Here is a 25,457-nt window from a genome sequence, read left to right as displayed (position 1 = left end):
CTGCAGGGGGGACCCTGTGGGAGAGTAGGACGCCGCCGAACAATCATTGTGGGAAAGCCCCGCACCGTATGGTGCGGGGCTTTTCTGCGTTTGGGCCCAGGGCAGGGGAGAGGACGGCCCCCGGCAGCCGCCCCCTCAGAGCCGTCCCGAAGCCTTGAGAGCCAAGTAGGTATCGGCCAGTTCCGGAGCCAGGAGGGTCGGCGTGGCGTCGACGACGGTGACGCCGTGGCCGCGGAGCCGATCGGCGGTGCGTTGCCGTTCGGCGCGGGTGCGCTCCGCGGCGGCTGCGGCATAGACATCAGCCGGTGTGTGGCGGCCGGCGGCCATGGTCTCGATGCGCGGGTCGGCCACCGCGGCCACGATGATCTCGTTGTTCTGTGTGAGCCCGGGGAGGACGGGGAGCAGCCCCTCCTCGACCGGCGCGGCGTCCAGGCCGGTGAACAGCACGATGAGAGAGCGGCGCGGCGCGCTGCGGCGGATCGCCGCGGCCAGGCCCCGGGCATCGGCCTCGACAAGCTCCGGCTCGAGCGGAGTCAGCGCGTCGGTGAGTGCGGGGAGCAGGTCGCGCGCGGTACGGCCCTGTACTGCGGCGCGTACGCGGCGGTCGTAGGCGAGCAGATCGACGCGGTCGCCGGCGCGGGAGGCCAGCGCTGCGAGGAGCAGGGCCGCGTCCATGGAGGCGTCGAGGCGGGGGACGTCGCCGACGCGGCCGGCCGACGTACGGCCGGTTTCCAGGGCGAGGAGGATGTGGCGGTCGCGTTCCGGGCGCCAGGTGCGTACGGCGACGGTCTGCTGGCGGGCGGTGGCGCGCCAGTCGATGGAACGAGTGTCGTCTCCCGGGGTGTAGTCGCGGAGACTGTCGAACTCGGTGCCCTCGCCGCGGGTCAGGATGCTGGTCCGGCCGTCGAGCTCGCGCAGGCGGGCGAGCTTGGCGGGGAGGTGCTTGCGGCTGGTGAAGGGGGGCAGCGCACGGACGGCCCAGGGGACCTGGTGGCTGCCCTGGCGGGCGGCCAGGCCGAGCGGCCCGTACGAGCGGACGGTGATGCGGACGGCGCGGTGCTCGCCGCGGCGCGTGGGGCGCAGGGTCGTGGTGACGCGGCGGCGCTCGGACGCGGGGATGCGGAGACGGTGCCGGGATGCGTCGAACTCGGTGCCGGAGTGGAAGGCGCTGGGCGGCCAGGCGTCGCGGAGGTGCGCACGCAAGGGACGCCCGGTGGGGTTGGTGATGGTGAGGTGCGTGGGGATGGCGTCACCGAGTCGAACTGATGTGTCACCGGTACGGGTGAACTGCAGCTTTCGCACTGGCGCGGCGAGTGAAAGGTCGCACAGAATTGCTGCAAGCAAGGTGAGTTGGACGGTGAGGATGCCGGTCCAGCCGGGGAGCAGGAGCCCGACGAGGAGTGCGCTGATCGCCGCGAGGAGCGCGGTGCGTCCGGTAAGGGCCATGGCGCGGCTCAGCGGGGGACGGGGAGGTGGGAGAGGACCGCGGAGATGACGGAGTCGGCCGTGACTCCTTCCATCTCCGCCTCGGGACGGAGCTGGACGCGATGGCGCAGGGTGGGCAGGGCCAGGGCCTTCACGTCGTCGGGGGTGACGTAATCGCGGCCGGTCAGCCAGGCCCAGGCACGGGCCGTGGACAGCAGTGCGGTGGCACCTCGGGGGGAAACACCGAGGGAGAGCGAGGGGGATTCACGCGTGGCACGGCAGATATCGACGATGTAGGCGGCGATGTCGGGGGAGACCGCGGTCTTCGCCACGGCGCTCCGGGCGGCTTCGAGGTCGGCGGCGCCGGCGACGGGGCGTAGCCCCGCGGAGGCCAGGTCGCGGGGGCTGAAGCCCTCGGCATGCCGGGTGAGGATGCCGATCTCGTCCTGGCGGGCGGGCAGCGGGACCGTCAGCTTGAGCAGGAAGCGGTCGAGCTGCGCTTCGGGCAGCGGATACGTGCCTTCGTACTCCACCGGGTTCTGGGTCGCGGCGACCAGGAACGGCTCGGGGAGGGGCCGGGGCGTTCCGTCCACGGTCACCTGTCGCTCCTCCATGGCTTCGAGGAGGGATGCCTGTGTCTTGGGCGGAGTCCTGTTGATCTCGTCGGCGAGCAGGATGTTGGTGAAGACGGGCCCGGGCTGGAACGAGAACTCGGCGGTCCGTGCGTCGTAGACGAGCGAGCCGGTGACATCGCTCGGCATCAGGTCAGGGGTGAACTGGACGCGCTTCGTCCCCAGGTCGAGCGCTGCCGCGAGGGAGCGGACGAGCAGGGTCTTGGCGACGCCGGGTACGCCTTCGAGCAGGACGTGGCCTCGGCAGAGCAGCGCGACGACCAGGCCGGTGACTGCGGGGTCCTGGCCGACGACTGCCTTGGCGATCTCGGTGCGCAGGGCCTCGAGGGATGCGCGGGCGCTGTCAGCTGTCGGGGTGCTCACGAGGTGCGTGCCTCTCTTGGAGAAGGATCGAGCGTTCGAGGTCGTCGAGTTGGTCGGCCAGCTGGACCAGGGCCTTGTCGTCGTCGGGCGCGGGGCCGAAGAGCAGGGCGTGCGGGGCAGGGCCGGATTCACCGTGCGCGGCGAGGCGGGCGGCGACGGCCGGGACGAGGACGTCCGCGGTGTGGATGTCGGAGGGAGGCACACCGACGAGGGGAGCCAGCCGGGTGCGGGTGGCGGAGCGCAGGACGGCGGCGGCCTGGTCGCGGGCGTCGGCCTGCTGGTAGAGGCGGGCGCGGCCCTCGGTCGTCTCGGCTGCGGGCACGGTGACGGGCAGCCGTTCGGGGACGAGGGGGCCGAGCCGGCGGGCCCGCCAGAGGGCGGTGAGTACGGCGGCGATGGCCAGCTGCAGCAGTCCCCAGCGCCAGCCGGAGGGGATGAGGTCGAAGAAGGAGCGCTCGCTGCTGTCCTGGGCGGTCGCGGGATCACTGACGGAGGGGAGGTACCAGACCAGATGACGGTGCGAACCGAGGAGTTGCAGGGCGAGCGAGGCGTTGCCCCGTTCGGCGAGGCGGTGGTTGTAGAGGGGGTCGGGCGCGCCGAGCAGCACGGTGTCGCCGGCGGCCGGGCCGGTGCCGCCCGCCGCGTTGTCCGGCAGGCGGAGCAGGGTGGGCAGGCCGTCGACGAGGTAGCAGCGGTCGGCGTCGGATGCCGAGGTGCGGTAGCGGACTCCGCCGAGGGCGGCGTCGCCGGCGCGGCGGGCGGCGGGCAGGGTGCAGTCCGGCGCGCGCACGGCGGTGTCGGCGGGGTCCGCGGCCCGGGTGCCGGGGGCCAGCGCGTCGAGCGCCACTTGGTCGGGGGCGAGGAGGACGGTGCGGCCGCTGGCGCGTTCCGTGGACGTACGCAGGGCGCTGAGCTGCCGGTCGGTCAGCAGGTTCGGATTGGTGACCAGCAGGGTCGTATCGGGGCCTGCCGCGGCGGTGGCTTCGGCGGTGCTGGTCACGACGCGGGTGCTGACGCCCCGTTCGGACAGCAGGGTGGCGAGGGCGCGGCTGCCGGTGCGGTCGGCGGAGCGTGGGTCGAGACGGCCGTGCTGTTCGCCGGACTTCAGCGCGGCGATGGCGATGCCGCCCAGGGCGAGGACGAGGAGCGCGATCAGCAGGCCGCGGGAGCGCGCCCAGATCCTGGCGGCGGTGGGCGACACGGAGGTGGAGTGCGCGGTCGGAGCGGTCATCCGGCGGCTCCGGGCCGGGCGGTGGTGAGGTCCGGCTTGGCCTGGCTCAGGTCGGTGTCCAGGGCGCTGAGCAGGGTGTACTCCTCGGCGGTGCCGGGGCGGCGGCCGTATGTGATGCCGTCGAAGGTCCGGGCGGCGGCGCGCAGCCGGTCGGCGTGGGCCGGGAAGGCGCGGCCGGCCTCGGTGGCCGCCTCGTCGGCGGTGCGTCCCGGTGCCGGCGTGAGCAGCGCGCGTTCCTCCAGGGCGAGGACGATCGCGCGCATCCGTTCCTGGGCGGCGGGCGTCCAGTCGCTGCGGGCGGCGTGCGCTTCCGCGGCCGTACGGTGCTCGGCGGCGGTGCGGGGCCGGTCGGGGAAGAGCGCGGCGGTGGTGGTGGGCGTGCGGCGCAGTGCGCCGAGCCGCAGCCGGAGGGCGACGATCAGCAGCAGGACCACCAGGACGACGACGAGCAGTCCGACCCAGCCGCCGGGGGCCACTCCGGCGGCCGCGCTGAAGAGGTCGTCGATGCGCTGCCAGAGCCAATTGAGGGCGCGCTGGAGCGGATTGGGGTCGTACTCGTGGTATCGCGGCTTGGACAGTTCGCGTTCCGCCGCCTCGCGGGCAGGGCCGCGCGGGATCTGTACGGGCACGTCGTCGCCGGTGCCCGCGAGGTGCTGCGCGAGCACGGCGACGCTCCCCCCGGCCGGCACCGCATCAGCTCCCGGGCGTGGCGCCGGGCGCGGGGTCGGCGCCGTAGCCGGGGAGCCCGGCCGCGCGCGCCAGCTCCAGGTCGAGGGCCTCGCGCCGGATCCGCTGGTCCATGTACAGCAGCGCGGTGACGCCGGCGCTGATCGGGAAGGTGACGGTCGAGCTGATCACGGCGCCGATGCCGACCACGATCAGGAAGGTCCAGCCCGTGTCGGCGTTGCCGGTCATCCAGTCCGTGGCGCCCTCTCCGCCGAGCACGAGGGCGATGATGGTGGCAGGGATCTGGACGATGAACTCCACGATCATCACGATCAGCACGGTGAGCAGCTGGATGCCCAGCACGCGCCACCAGGCGCCGCGTACGAGCTTGGCGGAGCGGCGCATGGACGTGAGGACGCCCTGCTTCTCGAGCATCAGGGCCGGGGCGGCGAGGCAGTAGCGGATCCAGAGCCAGACGCCGGCGATCAGGCCGGCGAGCCCGCCGAGCAGCGCGAGCGCCACACCGGCCGGGGCCGAGCCGGCCACGGCGATGAGGATGCCGGGTACCAGGCCGACCGTGATGACGGCCGCGATGAGCAGCGGCAGCAGGAGGAGCAGGCCGAAGAGGCGGGGCAGTTGGCGGCGCGAGTCGCGCCATGCCTCACCGGCGGAGACCGAGCGGCCCAGGACGGCACGGCTGACGACGATGGTGATCAGCGCGGTGACGATCACCGTGCCGAGCATGGCGATGAACCAGGTGATGCCGCTGGCGGCGAGCTGGCCGCCGGCCTCGCGCATGACCTCGTCGACGTCCGCGTTCGGGTCGGTCCCGAGGGTCATGCTGTCGGCGCCCTGGAACCACACGCCCGTCACGACGGTGGCGACGGTCTGCGTGATCACCGCGACGACGAGCGAGATGCCCATCATGGTGCGCCAGTGCGCCCGCATCGTGGCCACCGCGCCGTCGAGGATCTCGTTGACGCCGAGCGGGCGCAGCGGGATGACGCCGGGCTTGGCCGCCGGAGGCGGCGGGGACCATGCGCCGCCCCATCCGGGCCCGCCGCCGCCCCAGTTGGCGCCGCCGGGGCCGGGCTGCCCGCTGTGCCGGCCCTGCTGACCGCCCCATCCGGGGCCGCCGCCGGGAGGACCGCCTTGGGGGCCGCCGCCTGGCGCGCCCTCGGTCGGTGCTCCGGTCGGCGCTCCGCCGCTGGGCGCGGACCACTGGCCGGCCGGAGGCTGCTCCTTGGCCCACTGCGCGGAGGGCGGCTGACCCGCCGTCTGCTGCGCTTCAGGAGAAGGCTGCTGACCGGGCGAAGGCTGCTGGTCAGTGGACTGCTGGGGCGTGGGCGCCGGCTGCTGATCCGCCGTCCCCTGCTCGGCCGCCGGGGCGTCCGCGGGCTGCGTGCCGGTGGGCTGCTCGGGCGGGGTGGGCTGCTCCTGGGGGCCGCGGTCCGGCTCGTCGGAGGGGGAGGATCCGGGCGAGGCCCAGCCCGGAGAGTTGTTCATCGTCGCTCCTTCACACTGCCCGTCCGCGGCGGCGGTCGGGTTCCGGGATCCGCGGTGCCAGTCATCGTGCCATGGCAAGTCCGGTTTCGTACCGGCCCCCTTGTCAGGAAGCGATGCTCCGGTACCGGTCGGAGATGTTCCGGTTGTTCCGGCGGCGGCCCCGGCCCCGAAGGCGGCCCGCGTCGCGAAGACTGTCCGGGTCCCGAGGGGGGACCTTATGTTTGCCCCGCCGCTGACGGCAGACTGGGCGGATGGCCGATCCGTACGGAGTACGTCAGGTGGGCGCCGCGGCGCCCGCAGTCCCCGCGTTGCGCTGGGAGGAGCCGCCCGAAGGGCCGGTGGTGGTCCTGCTGGACCAGACACGATTGCCGGCGGAAGAAACCGAGTTGGTGTGCACGGACGTACCGGCTCTGGTCCAGGCGATCCGGACGCTGGCGGTGCGCGGTGCTCCGCTGCTGGGGATCGCCGGGGCGTACGGCATCGCGCTGGCGGCCGCTCGTGGGTTCGACGTGGCCGATGCCGCGGCGAGCCTGGCGTACGCCCGGCCGACCGCCGTCAACCTCGAGTACGGCGTACGGCGCGCGGTGGCGGCGTACGACGCGGCACTGTTCGCCGGGCAGTCGCCCGAGGAGGCCGCGGGAGCCGCGCTGGCAGAGGCCAGGGCGGTACACGCCGAGGATGCGCGGGCCAGCGCGCGGATGGCGGAGCACGGGCTGGCGCTGCTCGGTGAGCTGCTGCCGGGCGGCGGTCACCGCATCCTCACGCACTGCAACACGGGAGCGCTCGTCTCCGGCGGCGAGGGCACCGCCTTCGCGGTGGCGCTGGCGGCGCACCGGGCGGGAGAGCTGCGGCGCCTGTGGGTGGACGAGACCCGGCCGCTGCTGCAGGGTGCGCGGCTGACCGCGTACGAAGCGGCGCGGGCGGGCATGGCCTACACAGTGCTGCCCGACGGGGCGGCGGGGTCGCTCTTCGCGGCGGGCGAGGTGGATGCCGTACTGATCGGTGCGGACCGGATCGCGGCGGACGGCGCGGTCGCCAACAAGGTGGGCAGCTATCCGCTGGCCGTGCTGGCGCGCTATCACCACGTGCCGTTCGTGGTGGTCGCCCCGACCACGACGCTGGATCCGGAGACCGAGGAGGGCGCGTTGATCGAGGTGGAGCAGCGGGCCGGGCACGAAGTGACCGAAATCTCCCTGCCACATGTGCTCGGCGCGGGGACGGAGGCGGGCGTCGGACTTCCGGTGGCGCCGCCGGGCGCGCAGGCGTACAACCCGGCCTTCGACGTCACCCCGGCGGAGCTGGTGACCGCGATCGTGACCGAGGCCGGAGTGGTCTCTCCGGTCACTCGTGACAGCCTTGCGGAAGTGTGTTCCACGTCACGATTCGCTAAGTCACGATCAGGTAATGGGATGATGGCCGAATGAAGGGACGCGTCCTGGTCGTCGACGACGACACCGCACTGGCAGAGATGCTCGGCATCGTGCTGCGCGGCGAAGGCTTTGAACCGTCGTTCGTGTCGGACGGCGACAAGGCGCTCGCCGCGTTCCGCGAGGCCAAGCCCGACCTTGTACTGCTCGACCTGATGCTGCCCGGACGGGACGGCATCGAGGTGTGCCGGCTGATCCGGGCAGAGTCCGGCGTGCCGATCGTGATGCTCACGGCCAAGAGCGACACCGTCGATGTGGTGGTCGGTCTGGAGTCGGGTGCGGACGATTACATCGTCAAGCCGTTCAAGCCCAAGGAGCTGGTGGCACGGATCCGGGCACGGCTGCGCCGGTCCGAGGAGCCCGCGCCGGAGCAGCTGGCCATCGGTGACCTGGTCATCGACGTGGCGGGGCACTCCGTGAAGCGGGACGGGCAGTCGATAGCGCTGACGCCGCTGGAGTTCGACCTGCTGGTCGCGCTGGCGCGCAAGCCGTGGCAGGTCTTCACCCGCGAGGTGCTGCTGGAGCAGGTCTGGGGGTACCGCCATGCCGCGGACACCCGGCTGGTCAACGTCCACGTGCAGCGGCTGCGCTCGAAGGTCGAGAAGGACCCGGAGCGGCCGGAGATCGTGGTGACGGTGCGTGGCGTCGGCTACAAGGCCGGGCCCAGCTGACATGCTCCGGGACGGTTCGGCTCCGGAGGGGACGCGGGGGCGGGCCGCTGACGCGGCGGAGGACATGTCCTTCTTCGAGCGCTTCGTGCGAGGCGGGCAGCAGCTGCTGCCCGACGGGGCGGCCACCGGGCCGGTCCACCCCATGCTGCGCCTCATCGGCCGCTGGGTGCGCCGGCCGCTGCTGCCCGCCATGCGCCTGTGGCGGCGCAACATCCAGCTGCGGGTCGTCGCGACGACCCTGCTGATGTCGCTGGGCGTGGTGCTGCTGCTCGGCCTCGTGGTCATCGGACAGGTGCGGAACGGCCTGCTGGACGCCAAGCGGCAGGCCGCGCAGAGCCAGGCCGCCGGCGGCTTCGCCGTGGCCCAGCAGATGGCCGACGGTGCCGGTGACAGCCGCGGGGACGACACCCAGCGCCCCGGTAACCGCGGCGCGCAGGACTCCGCGACCTGGCTCACCAGCCTGGTCGAGCAGCTCGCCAGCGGCGGCCAGGGCGTGTTCTCGGTGGTCGCGCTGAGCTCGGACTCGGCGGTCGAGCAGCCGTTCGTGGACGACAGCCCCGGCATCCGCGGTCCGCGCGCTTCGGGCGACGTGGACCCGGAGCGGAGCGTGCCCGCGGAGATGCGCCGGAAGCTGGACAAGAAGGCGGGTACGTACCGCGAGTACACCCAGATCAAGCGGGTCGGGTCGGACGAGGGCGAGCCCGCGCTGGTCATCGGCAAGCGGCTGGACGACGTCAACAGCAACCCGTACCAGCTCTACTACCTGTTCTCCTTCAGCCAGGAGGAGAAGTCGCTCAGCCTCGTGAAGGGCACCCTCGCCACGGCCGGGGTCTTCGTCGTGGTGCTGCTCGGCGCGATCGCGTGGCTGGTGGTGCGGCAGGTTGTCACCCCGGTACGGATGGCGGCGGGGATCTCCGAGCGGCTGGCCGCCGGCCTGCTGCAGGAGCGGATGAAGGTCACCGGCGAGGACGACATCGCCCGGCTCGGTGAATCGTTCAACAAGATGGCGCAGAACCTCCAGAGCAAGATCCAGCAGCTGGAGGCGCTCTCCCGGATGCAGCGCCGCTTCGTGTCCGACGTGTCGCACGAGCTGCGGACGCCCCTGACGACCGTGCGGATGGCCGCCGACCTCATCCACGACGCGCGCGAGGACTTCGATCCGGCCACCGCGCGCTCGGCGGAGCTGCTGCGCGGGCAGCTGGACCGGTTCGAGTCGTTGCTGGCGGACCTGCTGGAGATCAGCCGGTTCGACGCCGGGGCGGCCGCGCTGGAAGCCGAGCCGATAGACCTCCGGGACGTCGTCAACCGCGTCATCGAGGGCGCGGAGCCGCTGGCGGAGGCCAAGGGCAGTCGCATCGTCGTGCGCGGCGCCGAGTATCCGGTGGTCGCCGAGGCGGACGCCCGGCGTGTCGAGCGGGTGCTGCGCAACCTGGTGGTCAACGCGGTCGAGCACGGCGAGGGCCGGGACGTCGTCGTACGGCTGGCCTCCGCGGGCGGCCGGAGCGGCGGCGCGGTGGCCATCGCGGTACGCGACTACGGCGTCGGGCTGCGGCCCGGCGAGGCGACGCGGGTCTTCAACCGGTTCTGGCGCGCCGACCCGGCCCGGGCCCGTACGACCGGCGGCACGGGCCTCGGCCTGTCGATCGCGGTCGAGGACGCCCGGCTGCACGGCGGCTGGCTGCAGGCGTGGGGCGAGCCGGGCGGCGGTTCCCAGTTCCGGCTGACCCTGCCGCGTACGGCGGGCGAGGCGCTGCGGGGGTCGCCGATCCCCCTGGAGCCGGAGGACTCGCGGCGCAACCGTGCCCGCAGCCGCGCGGCCGGGCACCGCGCCATCGAGGCACGCAAGCCCGCGATCACGGTCCCGGCCCAGTCCGGGAACGGCGCCGCGCAGGCGTCGCACGGTGGCACCGCGCACCACGGGACGGTGCACAGCGGCACCGTGCACAGTGGCACCGTGTACGGCGGTGCCGCGCACAACGGGACGGGGCCCGAGGGCACCGTGCACAACGGGGCGGAATCGAACGGGGCGGCGCCCGAGGAGGCGCCGGCCGGCGAGACCACGGACGCGCACCGCCCTACGGGTACGGACGCACATGCCCGTACGGGTGAAACCCGGGACGGCGAGGGACGGGAGGACGAGCTACGTGATCGGCGCTGAACGCGGGCGCGGGCGCGGCCGCGCCGGAGGGCGGCGCCGGGGCCACCGCCTCCGTACCGTCGCGGTGCTCGCCACCGGGGCGATGCTGCTGGCCGGGTGCGCGTCGATGCCGGACGACGGGGAATCGATGCCGGTCGACCAGGCGTCCCGCGCGGACGCCGACTCGCAGGTGCGGGTCTACGGCGTGCCGCCGCAGGACGGGGCGCAGCCGACCGACATCGTGCGCGGCTTCCTCGACGCGCTGACCAGTGACGAGGCCAACCTCCGTACGGCCAAGCAGTATCTGGCGGCGCCCGCCCGCAAGACCTGGCAGCCGTTCGCGACCACCAAGGTCCTCCAGGAGCGCCCCAAGGCCACTCCGGAGGGCATCCCGGCCAACCGCGAGGACGCCAAGGGCTTCACCGTCACGCTCGAGGGCACGCAGGTCGCCACGGTGGACCGCAAGCACGCCTACGCGCCCCAGGAGAAGGCGTACCACGAGACGATGCACCTGGCCCGGGAGAACGGGCAGTGGCGCATCGACCGGCTGCCGAACGGGCTGGTGCTCGGGCTGCCGGACTTCCAGCGCATCTATCAGCCCGTCAACAAGTACTACTTCGCGTCCTACAAGTCCGAGGCCGGGGAGCCGAGGGCGGGCAAGGACGTGCTCGTCGCCGACCCCGTGTACCTCCGGCAGCGGATAGATCCCGTCACGGCCAGCGTGAACGCGCTGCTGCAGGGGCCGACCAACTGGCTGCACCAGGTGGCGGTTTCCGCGTTCCCGAAGGACACGCACGTCACGCGGCCGACTCTGACGCTGGACGACTCCAACGCGTTGACGGTACGGCTCAGCAAGCATGCGGCCGGTGCGGACAGCGACCAGTGCCGCCGGATGGCCGCCCAGGTGCTCTTCACCGTGCAGGGCATGGCGCGCGCTTCGAAGGTCAGCGAGGTGGAGCTCCAGAAGGACAGCGGCGACTCGCTGTGCAAACTGAAGCAGGAGGAGGCGGCGGACCGTTTCGGCCAGCAGGCCCGCGTCCGGCACACCGCGCTGGAGTACTACGTCGACGGTGACCACCGGGTGGTCAGCATGACGGACACCGCGACCGACGCGACCCCCGTGCCCGGACCGCTCGGTACGGGGAAGATCGCGCTGCGCTCGGTGGGCGTGGCACACGGCGAGGAGACCGCGGCCGGCGTCTCGCTGAACGGGCGCGCGCTGTACGTCGCCGCGCTGGACGAGATGTCCAAGCGGGCCGAGGTACGGCTGCGCAGCAGGGCGAAGAACGAGACGGACGGGCTGACCGCGCCGAGCTGGGACGGTCTGGGCGATCTCTGGATCGCGGACCGGGACGACGACGGGTCGCGGCTGCTGCGGCTGCGGTCGGGCAAGGGCGAGCCGCAGGAGGTCGCAGTTCCCGGGCTCGGCAAGCGGCGCATCAAGTCGATCAGGGTGGCGTCCGACGGCATCCGGATCGCGATGCTCATCGAGGACAAGGGCCGGACGACGCTGCAGCTGGGCCGGGTGGAGCGCGGCGGTACGGCGATGAACCCCAAGCTGTCCGTACAGGCCCTGCGCCCGATCGCGCCGCAGCTGGAGGACGTCGTGGCCGCTTCCTGGGCGGGCGACAGCCGGCTGGTCGTGGTCGGCCGGGAGTCCGGCGGGGTGCAGCAGATGCAGTTCATGGAGACGGACGGTTCGGCGTCCAACACGCAGACGCTGCCCGGCGTGAACGGCGTCGAGGCGGTGGCGGCCTCGGAGGACGAGACCCGGCCACTGATCGCGGACGCGGACGAGGGCATCGTCCGGCTGCCGGTCGACGCGAACTGGAAGACGGTGGCGACCCGCGGCACGGCCCCGGTCTACCCGGGCTGAGCCGACGGGGTTGAACCGCGGGGTTGAGCCGGCGGGGGCGAGCCGGCGGGGGCGAGCCGGCGGGGTCGAGCCGGCGGGCCGGGCGATGCCGCCCGGCCTTCCTGTAACCCGCCACACCGCATTTCCGCAGTTCAAGTGGGCTGTTTCCACGCTGCCGCCCGGCGGTCCGCCGAAGTTATCCACAGGGGTGGTGGGCCGGCGGCGGGGGCGGGACAGTGGAGACATGCGGGGGTTGTGGCGGGAATTCGCCGGGCTGGTTCTGCCGGTCGGCTGCGCGGGATGCGGCCGGCCGCGGACGGAGCTGTGCGAGGAATGCAGGCGGTCGCTGTGCGCCGGGGGCGGGCAGGCGGCCGGGAGGCGGCGTGGGCCGCGGCGGGTGCGGCCGAGCCCGGCGCCGCCGGGGCTGCCGAGGGTGTACGCGGCGGCAGCGTACGCCGACGAGGTACGGGCGGTGCTCCTCGCGCACAAGGAGCGCGGTGCCCTGGCCCTGGCCACGCCGCTGGGCGGGGCGCTGGCGGGCGCCGTGCGGGGCCTGCGGGCCGGTCCTGGGCCTCTTCTGCTGATACCGGTGCCGTCCGCCCGGAGCGCCGTTGCCGGGCGGGGACACGACCCGGTGCGCAGGATCGCGCTGGCGGCGGCGCGGGAGCTGCGGCGCGGCGGGACCGGGGCGCGGGTGCTGGCGGCGCTGCGGCAGCGGCGGGCGGTGATCGATCAGGCCGGGCTCGGCGCGCGGCAGCGGCAGCTGAATCTCGCCGGTGCGCTGGAGATCGCCGGTGCCGGCCGGCTGCTCAGCGGCGGACGGGTGGTGCTGGTGGACGACCTGATGACCACCGGAGCGTCGCTGGCCGAGGCGTCGCGGGCGGTCAGAGCGGCAGGAGGGAGGGTGGCGGGAGCGGCCGTCGTGGCGGCCTCGCCCGGTGCTTTCGAAATCAATTGGAACTGACCGAGAAAATTCATCGTTGCAGGTACTGAGGGCAAAAAATCACTCAAACGGAGCTGGGCCCCGTGAGGGGGTGCCGACAACCCCCCAAGCGAGCTATGTTCGGTTGTGAGGACTTGGCAGACGCTTTGCCTCGTATGCCGGATAGGTGCGGTTCGTGGTGCCGGCAGAGATGCTGAAAACGGCTGGAGTGGAGTCCTGGTCCGTGGGGGAGAAGGAGGTGAAAGTCGCCAAGTCCGAGGCTTCGGCAATCACCGGGGCCTGGTGCAAGAAGGAATTGCTCCGCCCTCCGAGCGGAGCGATCCGGGAACGGAGTTCTGCGTGGACATCGTCGTCAAGGGCCGCAAGACCGAGGTGCCCGAGCGGTTCCGCAAGCACGTGGCCGAGAAGCTGAAGCTGGACAAGGTCCAGAAGCTCGACGGCAAGGTGATCAGCCTGGACGTCGAGGTGTCCAAGGAGCCCAACCCGCGACAGGCCGACCGTTCCGACCGGGTGGAGATCACTCTCCGCTCCCGTGGCCCGGTGGTCCGGGCCGAGGCGGCTGCCGCAGACCCGTACGCCGCGCTCGATCTGGCCACGGCCAAGCTCGAGGCGCGTCTCCGTAAGCAGCACGACAAGCGGCACTCGCGGCGCGGCAGCGGACGCATCCCGGCGAGCGACGTGGCCGTCAGCGTCCCGGACGCGGCGCGGCTCAACACCAACGGCGAACTGGCCGGCGAGGAAGCGGCCGTCGAGGAGAAGGTGCCGACCACCCGGATCGGGTCGCTGGAGGTCCAGGGTGAAGGCCCCCTGGTCGTCCGCGAGAAGACCCACTCCGCGGCGCCCATGACCCTCGACCAGGCGCTCTACGAGATGGAGTTGGTCGGACACGACTTCTATCTCTTCGTCGACGCCGACACCAAGCAGCCCAGCGTGGTCTACCGGAGGCACGCATACGACTACGGCGTCATCCGTCTGAACTCCGATCCGTTCGCGGACGGAACGCCCACCGATGCCGGCGGGGCGCTCGGCGGCTGACGCCACTCCCGAGGTGCCCCCGGCGCACGCCGGGGGCGCCATTGTGGCCGCTGTGAGCAGGAGTTGAGACCGTATAGTGTCTGCGGCCAGGGTGTTGGGCACGAAGCGGCGACATGCCGGGGAGACGATGTGTGTATGGCGCTGATCGGCCTGGCCGTAGCGGGCTGTTGTCAACCAGCCTTATGAGAAAGCTCAGGCCCTCCGGGCCGAGTAGTTGACGGGGAGGAACGATGGGGGACAGCTTCGGGCCCGTGCGCGACGAAGCGGACGATGACGGCGTCGGTACGACCGACGGTGTCGGCTCGGACGCGGCAGCGTCCCGCAAGGAGCCGATCAGAGTCCTTGTGGTGGACGACCATGCCCTCTTCCGGCGGGGCCTGGAGATCGTGCTGGCCCAGGAAGAGGACATCCAGGTGGTCGGCGAGGCCGGGGACGGCGCGGAGGCCGTGGACAAGGCCGCTGACCTGCTGCCGGACATCGTGCTGATGGACGTCCGGATGCCCCGGCGGGGCGGTATCGAGGCGTGCACCTCCATCAAGGAAGTAGCCCCCAGCGCGAAGATCATCATGCTGACGATCAGCGATGAGGAAGCCGACCTCTACGACGCGATCAAGGCGGGTGCCACCGGGTATCTCCTCAAGGAGATCTCCACCGACGAGGTGGCCACGGCAATTCGCGCGGTCGCGGACGGCCAGTCGCAGATCAGCCCCTCCATGGCGTCCAAACTCCTCACGGAGTTCAAGTCGATGATCCAGCGGACGGACGAGCGGCGGCTCGTTCCGGCGCCGCGGCTCACGGACCGCGAGCTGGAAGTGCTGAAGCTCGTCGCCACGGGGATGAACAACCGCGACATCGCCAAGGAACTGTTCATCTCCGAGAACACCGTGAAGAACCACGTCCGCAACATCCTGGAGAAGCTGCAGCTGCACTCCCGGATGGAGGCGGTCGTGTACGCGATGCGCGAGAAGATCCTGGAGATCCGCTAGCCGGCGGGGGCGACCACGGCGACCGCCCCCGGGGCCTCACGTCAGCCGGGACAGCTCGGTGGTGAGGGCGGCGAGCAGTGCCGGGTCGTCGCAGCGGTCGACGCGTACGGAATCGCAGTCGACCCAGGCGGCGGCCTCCACCAGGGCCTGGGCCATGGGGCGTACGGCCTTGGGGCCCTGCATCGAGACCTGCCGGGCGACCAGCGTCGTGCCCTCGCGGGCCGGGTCGACCCGGCCCATCAGCCTGCCGCCGGCGAGCAGGGGCATGGCGAAGTAACCGTGTATCCGCTTGGGCCGGGGGACGTATGCCTCCAGCCGGTGCGTGAAGCCGAAGATCCGCTCCGTGCGCGGGCGGTCCCAGATCAGCGAGTCGAACGGCGAGAGCAGCGTCGTGCGGTGCCGGCCGCGCGGCGGGCCGGCCAGCGCGGCCGGGTCGGCCCAGGCCGCTTTGCCCCACCCCTCGACCTCGACCGGCACCAGCCCCGTGTCGTCAATGACCGCGCTGACCTGCTCGCCCTTGAGGCGGTGATAATCCGCCAGGTCCGCGCGGGTGGCCACGCCCAGGGCGGCGCCGGCCTGCGCGACCAGGCGACGGACGCATTCGGTGTCGTCCAGGTCGTCGTGCAGCAGGGCGTCGGGAACGGCGCGCTCGGCGAGGTCGTACACCCGCTTCCAGCCACGGCGCTCCGTACAGACCACCTCGCCGGTGTCGAGCAGCCACTCCACGGCGATCTTCGTCTCGGACCAGTCCCACCACTCGCCGCCGTTCCGCCCGCCGCCCAGCTGGGTCGTGGTGAGCGGGCCGTCGGCCTTGAGGCGGTCCAGGACGGCGGCGCAGGAGCGCTCGGAGTCCTGCATGACGTGCCAGCGGTGGCCGCGCGCCCGCATGGCCCGGCGCCGGAACGCGAAGTGCGGCCACTCCTCGATCGGCAGGATGCAGGCGGCGTGCGACCAGTACTCGAAGCTGTGCGGCTCGTACGGGGAGCCGGACGCCGGGTCGGTGCCGTCCGCGTCCGCGCGCGGGGTCCAGTACGCCGACTCCACGGCCGGGCGGCCGACCGCGCCGAGGCGGGCGTACGGAATGAGTTCGTGGGAGCGGGCCAGCACGGAGATCGTGTCGAGCTGGACGGCGCCGAGCCGGCGGAGCACGCCGCGCACGCCCGCGCGGCGATCGGGCGCGCCCAGAAACCCTTGGGCGCGGAGCGCGAGGCGGCGCGCTTCATCGGCGGACAGACTGGTCACGGGCTGCGCTGCGGGCACGGCTGTCATGCGGATCAGCGTAGGACCGGCCACTGACAACGGCCCGGAAAATCGATCAACCGTTCCCCGCGGGATTCTGGGCGGCGGCTCGGACGGCCGGCTCGGCCGGCGCCGCCCCGGCGCGTTCCGCGTACGGCAGATACGGCGTCTCGGAGGGGAGCCCCAGGTCGGAGGGGAGGAGGGAGGCGGACCAGACGTCCCGGCGGATACCCCTGCGGACGTCCTTCGCGCGGAGCGTGCCCTCCATGCGGAAACCGGTCTTGAGCGCGACTGCCCGGGACGCTTCGTTGCCGGCCTCCGCGTACCACTCCATGCGCTCCACCCCGAGGGCGGTGAACGCCCAGCGCACGATGGCGCGGGCCGCCTCGACGGTGTACCCGCGGCCGCGGTGCTCCTTGACCGACCAGTACCCGAGCTCGGCCTGGCGTTCGGGCGGGGCCAGCTTGGTCATCCGTACCAGGCCCGCCGAGCCCACGAGCGTGCCGTCGCCCGCCGGACGGCCGTCCTCCTTGAGCGTCACGGCGAACGTGTACGTGGTGTCCTCGCGCCAGCCCCTGGCGGTGTGCGGTCCGACGAAGTCCTCCGCGTGCGCGTACGTGTACGGAGCGGGGACCGTCGTCCAGCGCGGAATGTCGGGGTCCTGGCAGGCGGCGTGCACGGCCGCGGCGTCGCCGGGCCGGAAGGGCCGCAGGACGAGCCGTTCGGTAGTGAGGGTGACGGGTTCCATGGCAGCAGTGTGCGTATTGGCCGCGGCGGGGGCGAAGGAATTACGCTGCGCCACGGGCACGCCCGGTTCCGCTTTCGTCGTGCGTGAACCGGAACATGTTCCGGCCGTGCGGCGGCACCTTCCGCGGGCCTCGCGCGTTGTCGTAGCGAGAGGACGAGGAGAGGTGACCGGCAGTGTCCTAGCGAGCCGTGGAAAGTTGTGGAGAAGGGACAGGGGCCTTCGGGCGACGGACCTCCCTGCGTAGCGGGGTCCTCCCTTACGATGGCCGTTGCGGCGGGGCCTGCCCCTTGGAAAAATGCCGCGCCCGCGCACCGACCGTGCACAGGCCCGACCGGCGAGGAGACCAGCCCAAGTGTCCGTCTTGACGAAGATCATGCGTGCAGGCGAAGGCAAGATCCTGCGCAAACTGCACCGCATCGCGGGCCAGGTCAACTCCATCGAAGAAGACTTCGTCAAACTCTCCGACGCCGAGCTGCGGGCCCTCACCGACGAGTACAAGGAGCGGTACGCCGACGGCGAGAGCCTGGACGACCTGCTCCCCGAGGCATTCGCGACCGTCCGTGAGGCCGCCAAGCGCGTGCTCGGCCAGCGCCACTACGACGTCCAGCTCATGGGCGGCGCCGCGCTGCACCTCGGGTACGTCGCCGAGATGAAGACCGGTGAGGGCAAGACCCTGGTCGGCACCCTGCCCGCGTATCTGAACGCGCTGTCCGGCAAGGGCGTCCACCTCATCACGGTCAACGACTACCTGGCCGAGCGCGACTCCGAGATGATGGGCCGGGTCCACAAGTTCCTGGGCCTCTCGGTCGGTTGCATCCTGGCGAACATGACGCCGGCGCAGCGCCGCGAGCAGTACAACTGCGACATCACCTACGGCACGAACAACGAGTTCGGCTTCGACTACCTCCGCGACAACATGGCGTGGTCGAAGGACGAGTTGGTCCAGCGCGGCCACAACTTCGCGATCGTCGACGAGGTCGACTCCATCCTGGTCGACGAGGCCCGTACGCCGCTGATCATCTCCGGTCCGGCCGACTCCGCGACGAAGTGGTACGGCGACTTCGCCAAGCTGGTCAAGCGCCTGAAGAAGGGCGAGGCGGCCAATCCGCAGCGCGGTATCGAGGAGACCGGCGACTACGACGTCGACGAGAAGAAGCGCACGGTCGGCATCCACGAGTCCGGTGTCAGCAAGGTCGAGGACTGGCTCGGCATCGACAACCTCTACGAGTCGGTCAACACCCCGCTCGTCGGTTATCTGAACAACGCCATCAAGGCGAAGGAACTGTTCAAGAAGGACAAGGACTACGTCGTCATCGACGGCGAGGTCATGATCGTCGACGAGCACACCGGCCGTATCCTCGCCGGCCGCCGTTACAACGAGGGCATGCACCAGGCGATCGAGGCGAAGGAAGGGGTGGAGATCAAGGACGAGAACCAGACCCTCGCCACGATCACCCTCCAGAACTTCTTCCGCCTCTACGACAAGCTCTCCGGCATGACCGGTACGGCCATGACCGAGGCGGCCGAGTTCCACCAGATCTACAAGCTCGGCGTCGTCCCCATCCCGACGAACAGGCCGATGATCCGCAAGGACCAGGCGGACCTGATCTACCGCACCGAGGTCGCCAAGTTCGCCGCGGTCGTCGACGACATCGCCGAGAAGCACGAGAAGGGCCAGCCGATCCTGGTCGGCACGACCTCCGTCGAGAAGTCCGAGTACCTCTCGCAGCAGCTGACCAAGCGCGGCGTGCGGCACGAGGTGCTCAACGCCAAGCAGCACGACCGGGAGGCGTCGATCGTCGCCCAGGCCGGCCGCAAGGGCTCCGTCACGGTCGCGACGAACATGGCCGGACGCGGTACGGACATCAAGCTCGGCGGCAACCCCGACGACCTTGCCGAGACCGAGCTGCGCAACATGGGCCTGGACCCGGTGGAGCACGTGGAGGAGTGGGCGGCCGCGCTGCCCGCCGCCCTGGAGAAGGCCGAGGCCGCGGTCAAGGCGGAGTTCGAGGAGGTCAAGGAGCTCGGCGGGCTCTACGTCCTCGGTACCGAGCGGCACGAGTCGCGCCGTATCGACAACCAGCTGCGCGGCCGTTCCGGCCGGCAGGGCGACCCCGGCGAGTCCCGCTTCTACCTCTCGCTCGGTGACGACCTGATGCGGCTCTTCAAGGCCCAGATGGTCGAGCGCGTCATGGCCATGGCGAACGTCCCCGACGACGTACCGATCGAGAACAAGATGGTGACGCGCGCCATCGCCTCCGCGCAGTCCCAGGTCGAGCAGCAGAACTTCGAGACGCGGAAGAACGTCCTGAAGTACGACGAGGTGCTCAACCGCCAGCGCGAGGTCATCTACGGCGAGCGCCGCCGCGTCCTGGAGGGCGAGGACCTCCAGGACCAGATCAAGCACTTCATGGACGACACCATCGACGCCTACATCCAGGCGGAGACGGTCGAGGGCTTCGCCGAGGAGTGGGACCTGGACCGGCTGTGGGGCGCGTTCAAGCAGCTGTACCCGGTCAAGGTGACCGTGGAGGAGCTCGAGGAGGAGGCCGGCGACCGCGCCGGGATCACCGCCGAGTTCATCGCCGAGGCGATCAAGGACGACATCCACGAGCAGTACGCGGCCCGCGAGGAGCAGCTCGGCTCGGAGATCATGCGTGAGCTGGAGCGCCGCGTGGTGCTGTCGGTCCTGGACCGCAAGTGGCGCGAGCACCTCTACGAGATGGACTACCTCCAGGAGGGCATCGGCCTGCGGGCGATGGCCCAGAAGGACCCGCTGGTGGAGTACCAGCGCGAGGGCTTCGACATGTTCACCGCCATGATGGAGGGCATCAAGGAGGAGTCCGTCGGCTACCTGTTCAACCTGGAGGTCCAGGTCGAGCAGCAGGTCGAGGAGGTCCCGGTCCAGGAGGCGGCGGAAGCGGCCCCGGCGGTCCAGGACGCGGTGCCGGCACAGGCGGGTGCGGGGGCCGGCGGCCGGCCGGAGATCCACGCCAAGGGCCTGGACGCGCCGCAGCGCCCGGACCGGCTGCACTTCTCCGCGCCGACGGTGGACGGCGAGGGCGGGGTCGTCGAGGGCGACTTCACCAATGACGCCGTGCCGAGCGGCCAGACCCGCTCGGAGTCGGACGGCCTGACGCGCGCGGAGCGCCGGAAGGCCCAGAAGGGCGGGCGGCGCCGCAAGAAGTGACCCTGCCGGCTTCGCCGGTGAGGTGAGGCGAGAAGGGCCGGGGTGCGCAGCGATGGCTGCGCCCCCGGCCCTTCGCGTGGGTTCACACTGTTCGGCTCCAGACCGATACGGAGGGGCCGATGTCCAGGGCGGCGCAGCGCCAGCGGGCGTCGCGGCCGCGTTCGAGGCGGAAGGCGAGGGCCCGTACGCGTTCGCCGGCGGTGATCCGGGCGAACGCCTCGATGACGCCGCTGCGCGGGCGGTACACGCCGCACTCGCGGACCTCGGGGTCGGGGCCGCGGTGGTGCCTGCCGGTGGGGCGCAGCGGGGCCTGCGGGGCGAGTTCCACGAGGCGGTCGTAGGCGGCGGGCAGGGCGTGGCCCAGCAGTGCGTGCACGGGGCGCCGGCCGCTCAGGGTGAGCACCAGCTGGTCGGCGAACCAGCGGTGCGGCTGCCGTGCGGCGGCGCGGCGGCGGGCGGCGGCTTGCGAGAGAGCGGTCGGCGAGAGGGCAGTCGGCGAGGCGGTGGGCTGCGGAAGGCGCGGCGCGGTGCGCGGGCCGCCGGGGCGGCGGCTGTCGCGGCGGGTGGAGACGGGCTTGGACGCGGGCCTGGACGTGCGCGTGGAGGTGGTCATGGCGGAGATCCCCCGTTCTGCCGGACCCGTTGGATACCGGCCAGTAGCTCCTGTGGTGGGGCTCTTCTACCGAGGGCGGTGGCGGGGCGGCAAGGCCGTCGGAAGCGCCCCGGGGGGCTCCGGAAGATTCACCTATCAGGGTGACGGGCGGGGTGCGGGAAGGACGGGATCAGGCCACAGCGGGTGTCCGGCGGGGCACCGGGGAAGCCCGTACCGGCAGCACGATGGGGGACCCCCGCCCGTATGCTGGCTGCCTGCGCCCCAACCGAGCCAGTACCCAGCAGTCCGAACGAAAGCGGCGGCCACCATGCGTGTCTACGTCCCCCTGACGCTCCCCGGTCTCGCAGAGGCGTACAAGGCGGGCGAGCTGGGTTCCGGCCCGCTGGACGCCTTCGCCGTGACGCCCGCGCTGCGCGAGTGGTACGTCTCCGACGACATCGAGGAGCTGGAGTACGCCGCGCTGAACCGTGCCGCGCAGGCGTCGCTGCGGCTGCTGGCCACGGACCCGCGGGCCGCCCGGCGGCGGGTGGTCGTGGCCGTCGACGTGGCCGACGGTGCCGCGTCCGTGGACCCCGACCGGGGGCTGGACAAGTCGGGGCTGGGCGTCGTGCGGGTGGCCGGGCCGGTGCCGATGAAGAAGGCGGCGGCGGTGCACGTCGACTCCGACGACGCGGAGGCGGACGTCACGGCAGCGGCGGCGGCGCTGGGCGCGGCGGACCAGGGCGACGACGACGCGCAGTTCACGGTGGACGGGGCCGAGGACCACGAGCTGATGTGGTTCGGCGTCCAGGAGATCCCGAACCTGATCGGCTGAGGCCGGGGCGGCTTCCCGATGAGGCTTCAATAGGGCCCTGACCTGCTATTTCGCTGCCGTGCGGCAAGATTGTCAGTGGCCCTGGGTACCTTTTTCGCATGGGGAAGCACGCGACGCACATCGTCTGGGACTGGAACGGCACGCTCTTTCACGACATCGACGCCGTGATCGGCGCGACCAATGCCGCGTTCGGTGAGATCGGCCTGCCCCCGATCACCCTGGAGCGGTACCGGGAGCTGTACTGCGTGCCGATCCCGCGCTTCTACGAGCGGCTGATGGGGCGGCTGCCGACGGATGCCGAGTGGGTGGTCATGGACGAGGCGTTCCATCGGCACTACACGCTCCGGCGGGAGGCGTGCGCGCTCGCCGAGGGCGTGGAGATGCTGCTGGAGAGCTGGGGGACGGCCGGGCGCAGCCAGTCGATCCTCAGCATGTACGGACACGACGAGCTGCTGCCGCTGGTGCGCGACTTCGGCATCGAGTCGCACTTCATACGGGTGGACGGCCGGACCGGGCCGTCCGGCGGCAGCAAGAGCGCGCACATGGTGCGGCACCTCACGGCGCTGGAGGGGGCGCGCGTCGAGCCCGGCCGTACGGTCGTCATCGGTGACGCCGTGGACGACGCGGTGGCGGCCCGGGACGCCGGGGCGCACGCGGTGCTGTACACGGGCGGTTCACACAGCCGCGCCAGCCTCCTGGAGGCCGGGGTGCCGGTCGTCGACAGCCTGGCGGAGGCCGTCGAGACGGCGGAGCGGCTGGTGATCTGAGACCCGGTACGTGCCCGGGAGGCCGGCGATCCGAGAGCAGGCAGCTGCCGGGAGCGGCTGCGGAAGCGCCCTCACGTGGTGCGTCGGCGCGCGTACGCTGTGCTCTTGAGGGCCGGTGCCTCGGGAGCCGGCTCAGTGAGCGATACCGGGGGCGGCATGACGGTCGACTTCAGCCAGCGGCGGAGCGGCGCGCTGCCGGTCGAGGTGACCGGGTTCGTCGGGCGGGTGGCGGAGCTGACCCGGGTGCGGCGGCTGCTGGGGGAGGCGCGGCTGGTCACGCTCCTCGGGCCGGGCGGCGTCGGCAAGAGCCGGGTGGCGCTGCGCACGGCCGCGGCCCTCAAGGAGGAGTTCCCCGACGGGATATGGCTCGCGGAGCTGTCCGCGCTGCGCTCCGCCGAGCTGCTGCCGCAGACCATGGCCGCGGTGCTGGGGCTGCCGGAGCAGGCCGGGCGCCGCACGGTGGACGCCCTCGTCGAGCACCTCCAGGACCGGCAGGCCCTCCTCGTGCTGGACACCTGCGAGCATCTGGTCGACGCCTGCGCGATGCTCGCCGATCTGCTGCTGCGCGAGGCGCCGCGGGTGCGGATCCTGACGACCAGCCGGGAGCCGCTGGACGTGCCGGGGGAGCACACGGTGCAGATCCCGCCGCTCCCGGTGGAGGATACGCCGGAGGCGCGGAACGGCTGCGGGGCGGTGGCGCTCTTCGCGCAGCGGGCCGCGGCCGTGGTGCCCGGCTTCACGGTCACCGCCGCCAACCGCCCGCACGTGGTGGCCCTGTGCCGCCGTCTGGACGGCATTCCGCTGGCGGTGGAGCTGGCGGCCGTACGGCTGCGCGCGATCCCCCTGGCGCAGCTCGTGGCCCGCCTGGAGGGCCGTTTCGAGGTGCTGACGGGCAGCCGCCGGGCGGTCGCGCTGCCCCGGCACCAGACGCTGCGTACCGCGATCGGCTGGAGCCACGAGCTGTGCACACCGGAGGAGAGGCTGCTCTGGGCCCGGCTGTCGGTCTTCGCCGGCTCCTTCGACCTGGCCGCGGCCGAGGACGTCTGCGGGGGCGGCGAGCTGCCGGCCGGGGAGGTGGTGGAGCACCTCATCGGGCTGGTCGACAAGTCGGTGGTGCTGCGCGCCGAGGAGGGGGACGGCGAGGGGGCCGGGGACGGCTCCCGGTACCGGCTGCTGGACACCATCCGTGAGTACGGCGCCGAGTGGCTGGAGAAGGCGGGGGAGGCGAAGGAGTTCCGGGGGCGGCACTTCGCGTACTACCGGCGGCTGGGCGACCGCTTTCGTGCCCGCTTCCTCACGGACGAGCAGTTGTCGCTGTACGAGGCGCTGCTGCGGGAGCAGGCCAATCTGCGGGCCGCGCTGGGGCACGCGGTGGGGGCGGACGGCGACCCGGTGGCGGGGCTGGAGCTGGCCGCGCGGCTGTGGCCGTTCTGGCGGACGGCGGGGCTGCAGAAGGAGGGCCGGCACTGGATCGGCAAGGCGCTGGAGCTGGTGCCCGAGGAGCGGCCGGAGCGGGCGGCCGGCCTGCTGTCGGCCGGGATGCTCTGTCTGTGGCAGGGCGATCCGCAGGGCATCCTGCGGGAGTGCGGGCGGGCCCGGGAGCTGGCGGAGCGGCTCGGGGACGCGGCGGTGCGGCGCTGGGCGGACGGCTTCCTGGGGCTCGCGCGCGGGATGCTCGGGGAGATCGAGCGCTCGGCCGGGCTGCTGGCTCCGGTGCGGGCCGAGATGGTCGCGACGGGCGACCGGCTCGGCACGGTGATGCTGAGCTACCACGAGGCGTTCCTGCGGATCACGGCCGGCGACTGCGAAGGCGCCCGGGCGCTGTGCGAGGTGGCGCTGCGGTACCTCGACGCCCCGGAGGAGCGGGTGCTGCGGTCCGTCGTGCTGAGCACGCAGGGGCTCGCGCTGTGGCGGCAGGGGCAGCGGCCGGAGGGCGCGCGGCTGACCAGGACGGCGCTGCGGCTGAAGAGCGAGCTGCACGAGCGGTACGGCGTCGCGTACTGCGCCGAGGTGCTGGCCTGGGACGCCGCGGAGGACGGGCGGTACGCGCGCGCCGCGTGGGTACTGGGGGTGGCGCAGGGCGTGTGGCGCAGCGTGGGCGCCACGATGTTCGGCATGCGGGCCTGGCTGGAGGTGCACGACCGGGTGGTGGCGGCGGCCCGCCGGGCCCTCGGCGACTGCGGGTACGACCGCCTCTTCGAGCAGGGGCTGCGGCTGCCGCTGGACCGGGCCGTGCAGCTGATCCTCGCCGACGCGGAGTCGCCCACCGTGGCGCCGCGGCGGACGGCCGACGGCCGTGTGCCGGGCGGCGAGGCGCTGACCCGCCGGGAGCGTGAGGTGGCCGCGCTGGTCGCCGACGGGCTGTCGAACCGGGAGATCGCGGAGCGGCTGGTGATCTCCAAGCGCACGGCGGACGCGCATGTCGAGCACATCTTCACCAAGCTCGGCGTCAGCTCCCGCACGGAGATCGCGGACCGCTGCGCCGACGCCTGACGACGGCTGCCCCTCCGACGCCTGACGACGGCCGCCCCGCGGGGGCCCGGACGCGGCCCCCGCAGGGCCCGGGCCCCCGGGGTCCCCGACGTCACATCGCCGGCGCCTTGGCGCGCAGGACCTTCAGGAATTCGCGCATCCATCCGGAGTGGTCCGGCCAGGCGCGGGAGGAGACCAGGGTGCCGTCGACGACGACCTCGGCGTCGCGGAAGCCGGCGCCCGCCGCCTGCATGTCCATCTCCAGGGCGGGATAGCAGGTGACCCGGCGGCCGTTCAGGCGGCCGATCGCGGCGGTCAGCAGGGGGCCGTGGCAGATCTGCGCGACCGGCTTGTCGGAGTCGAAGAACGCCTTGATGACCTTGCGCAGCTCGGCGTCGTTGCGCAGGTACTCGGGGGCCCGGCCGCCGGGGATCACCAGAGCGGCGTAAGCGCCGGGGTCCACTTCGGAGAAGGCCAGGTCGGCCGGCCAGGTGTAGCCGGGCTTCTCGGTGTACGTGTCGAAACCGGGCTCGAAGTCGTGGACGACGAAGCGGAGCGTCTTGCGGGCGGGGGCCGCGATGTGGACGTCGTACCCCTCCTCGCGCAGCCGCTGGTACGGATAGAGGACCTCTAAGGACTCCGCAGCGTCCCCGGTCACGATCAGGATCTTGGCTGCCATGGCGTACCTCCACGGGGCTCGCGTCCGACTCCGTCCCGCTCAAGGTCCTCCGGTTCGG

20 protein-coding genes are annotated in these 25,457 nt (G+C 72.4%); 11 read left to right on the top strand and 9 right to left on the bottom strand.

Translation table 11 applies throughout. The features are described from left to right. Nucleotides 1-135: 135 nt before the first annotated feature. From ACIGXO_RS33215 to ACIGXO_RS33195, 5 genes are read right to left on the bottom strand one after another with little or no spacing between them, the layout of a single operon-like run. Nucleotides 136-1,446, bottom strand: a complete 1,311-nt coding sequence (locus ACIGXO_RS33215; RefSeq protein ID WP_399794323.1) for a DUF58 domain-containing protein — start codon at nucleotides 1,444-1,446, stop codon at nucleotides 136-138. A gap of 8 nt (nucleotides 1,447-1,454) precedes the next feature. Next, the gene (locus tag ACIGXO_RS33210; RefSeq protein ID WP_399794321.1) at nucleotides 1,455-2,420 is read right to left on the bottom strand and encodes an AAA family ATPase; all 966 of its coding nucleotides are present in this window, start codon (nucleotides 2,418-2,420) and stop codon (nucleotides 1,455-1,457) included. Further along, nucleotides 2,401-3,651 (bottom strand): DUF4350 domain-containing protein, encoded by a 1,251-nt coding sequence (locus ACIGXO_RS33205; RefSeq protein WP_399794319.1) that lies wholly within the window; start codon nucleotides 3,649-3,651, stop codon nucleotides 2,401-2,403. The genes ACIGXO_RS33210 and ACIGXO_RS33205 overlap by 20 nt, the downstream gene beginning before the upstream one ends. Then, complete coding sequence (locus tag ACIGXO_RS33200) at nucleotides 3,648-4,340, bottom strand: DUF4129 domain-containing protein (protein WP_399794317.1); 693 nt, start codon at nucleotides 4,338-4,340, stop codon at nucleotides 3,648-3,650. The genes ACIGXO_RS33205 and ACIGXO_RS33200 overlap by 4 nt, the downstream gene beginning before the upstream one ends. A 4-nt stretch (nucleotides 4,341-4,344) precedes the next feature. Continuing rightward, on the bottom strand, nucleotides 4,345-5,823 hold the full coding sequence (locus ACIGXO_RS33195) for a hypothetical protein (protein ID WP_399794315.1): 1,479 nt from the start codon (nucleotides 5,821-5,823) through the stop codon (nucleotides 4,345-4,347). 251 nt (nucleotides 5,824-6,074) lie between these two features. Here ACIGXO_RS33195 and mtnA point away from each other — a divergent pair, with 251 nt between their 5' ends. The 7 genes from mtnA (at nucleotide 6,075) to ACIGXO_RS33160 (ending at nucleotide 14,877) form a co-directional block, all read left to right on the top strand. Next, complete coding sequence (gene mtnA, locus ACIGXO_RS33190) at nucleotides 6,075-7,247, top strand: S-methyl-5-thioribose-1-phosphate isomerase (protein ID WP_399794313.1); 1,173 nt, start codon at nucleotides 6,075-6,077, stop codon at nucleotides 7,245-7,247. Then, a complete protein-coding gene (mtrA, locus tag ACIGXO_RS33185) occupies nucleotides 7,244-7,921 on the top strand; it encodes a two-component system response regulator MtrA (protein ID WP_030250475.1) in 678 nt (225 codons plus the stop codon). The genes mtnA and mtrA overlap by 4 nt, the downstream gene beginning before the upstream one ends. A gap of 1 nt (nucleotide 7,922) precedes the next feature. Further along, complete coding sequence (gene mtrB / locus ACIGXO_RS33180) at nucleotides 7,923-10,079, top strand: MtrAB system histidine kinase MtrB (RefSeq protein ID WP_399794310.1); 2,157 nt, start codon at nucleotides 7,923-7,925, stop codon at nucleotides 10,077-10,079. Then, complete coding sequence (locus ACIGXO_RS33175; protein WP_399794341.1) at nucleotides 10,069-11,934, top strand: LpqB family beta-propeller domain-containing protein; 1,866 nt, start codon at nucleotides 10,069-10,071, stop codon at nucleotides 11,932-11,934. The genes mtrB and ACIGXO_RS33175 overlap by 11 nt, the downstream gene beginning before the upstream one ends. Nucleotides 11,935-12,157: 223 nt before the next feature. Next, nucleotides 12,158-12,877: a ComF family protein gene (locus ACIGXO_RS33170; protein ID WP_399794308.1), complete on the top strand. Its 720-nt coding sequence runs from the start codon at nucleotides 12,158-12,160 to the stop codon at nucleotides 12,875-12,877. Nucleotides 12,878-13,195: 318 nt separating this feature from the next. Further along, nucleotides 13,196-13,891 (top strand): ribosome hibernation-promoting factor, HPF/YfiA family, encoded by a 696-nt coding sequence (hpf, locus tag ACIGXO_RS33165; protein ID WP_399794306.1) that lies wholly within the window; start codon nucleotides 13,196-13,198, stop codon nucleotides 13,889-13,891. A gap of 230 nt (nucleotides 13,892-14,121) precedes the next feature. Beyond that, a complete protein-coding gene (locus ACIGXO_RS33160) occupies nucleotides 14,122-14,877 on the top strand; it encodes a response regulator (protein ID WP_399794304.1) in 756 nt (251 codons plus the stop codon). A 36-nt stretch (nucleotides 14,878-14,913) separates the two neighbouring features. Here the strand turns inward: ACIGXO_RS33160 and ACIGXO_RS33155 are convergent, their stop codons facing one another. Beyond that, nucleotides 14,914-16,146 carry a winged helix-turn-helix domain-containing protein gene (locus ACIGXO_RS33155; RefSeq protein WP_399794302.1) on the bottom strand — a complete coding sequence of 411 codons (1,233 nt, stop codon included), beginning with the start codon at nucleotides 16,144-16,146 and terminating at the stop codon, nucleotides 14,914-14,916. A 46-nt stretch (nucleotides 16,147-16,192) separates the two neighbouring features. After that, entirely contained in the window at nucleotides 16,193-16,864 is a 672-nt protein-coding gene (locus ACIGXO_RS33150) for a GNAT family N-acetyltransferase (RefSeq protein ID WP_399794300.1), read from the bottom strand. A 352-nt stretch (nucleotides 16,865-17,216) separates the two neighbouring features. Here ACIGXO_RS33150 and secA point away from each other — a divergent pair, with 352 nt between their 5' ends. Continuing rightward, the gene (gene secA, locus ACIGXO_RS33145; RefSeq protein ID WP_399794298.1) at nucleotides 17,217-20,054 is read left to right on the top strand and encodes a preprotein translocase subunit SecA; all 2,838 of its coding nucleotides are present in this window, start codon (nucleotides 17,217-17,219) and stop codon (nucleotides 20,052-20,054) included. Between the two features lie 82 nt (nucleotides 20,055-20,136). Here the strand turns inward: secA and ACIGXO_RS33140 are convergent, their stop codons facing one another. After that, nucleotides 20,137-20,667 carry an Rv3235 family protein gene (locus ACIGXO_RS33140; RefSeq protein WP_399794296.1) on the bottom strand — a complete coding sequence of 177 codons (531 nt, stop codon included), beginning with the start codon at nucleotides 20,665-20,667 and terminating at the stop codon, nucleotides 20,137-20,139. A gap of 307 nt (nucleotides 20,668-20,974) precedes the next feature. Here ACIGXO_RS33140 and ACIGXO_RS33135 point away from each other — a divergent pair, with 307 nt between their 5' ends. The 3 genes from ACIGXO_RS33135 to ACIGXO_RS33125 all read left to right on the top strand — a co-directional run bounded on the left by ACIGXO_RS33135 (nucleotide 20,975) and on the right by ACIGXO_RS33125 (nucleotide 24,741). Beyond that, nucleotides 20,975-21,481 carry a DUF6912 family protein gene (locus tag ACIGXO_RS33135; protein ID WP_399794294.1) on the top strand — a complete coding sequence of 169 codons (507 nt, stop codon included), beginning with the start codon at nucleotides 20,975-20,977 and terminating at the stop codon, nucleotides 21,479-21,481. Between the two features lie 98 nt (nucleotides 21,482-21,579). Beyond that, complete coding sequence (locus ACIGXO_RS33130) at nucleotides 21,580-22,248, top strand: HAD family hydrolase (RefSeq protein ID WP_399794292.1); 669 nt, start codon at nucleotides 21,580-21,582, stop codon at nucleotides 22,246-22,248. Between the two features lie 135 nt (nucleotides 22,249-22,383). Next, nucleotides 22,384-24,741 (top strand): LuxR C-terminal-related transcriptional regulator, encoded by a 2,358-nt coding sequence (locus ACIGXO_RS33125; protein ID WP_399794290.1) that lies wholly within the window; start codon nucleotides 22,384-22,386, stop codon nucleotides 24,739-24,741. A 91-nt stretch (nucleotides 24,742-24,832) separates the two neighbouring features. On the opposite strand, the gene ACIGXO_RS33120 is transcribed toward ACIGXO_RS33125, so the two are convergent. Continuing rightward, nucleotides 24,833-25,399, bottom strand: a complete 567-nt coding sequence (locus tag ACIGXO_RS33120; protein WP_399794289.1) for a DJ-1/PfpI family protein — start codon at nucleotides 25,397-25,399, stop codon at nucleotides 24,833-24,835. Between the last annotated feature and the right edge of the window lie 58 nt (nucleotides 25,400-25,457).

The sequence above is a fragment of the Streptomyces sp. NPDC053542 genome, from assembly GCF_044544685.1.
Classification (GTDB): Bacteria; Actinomycetota; Actinomycetes; order Streptomycetales; family Streptomycetaceae; genus Streptomyces.
This window is presented reverse-complemented; position numbering and strand designations above follow the sequence as displayed.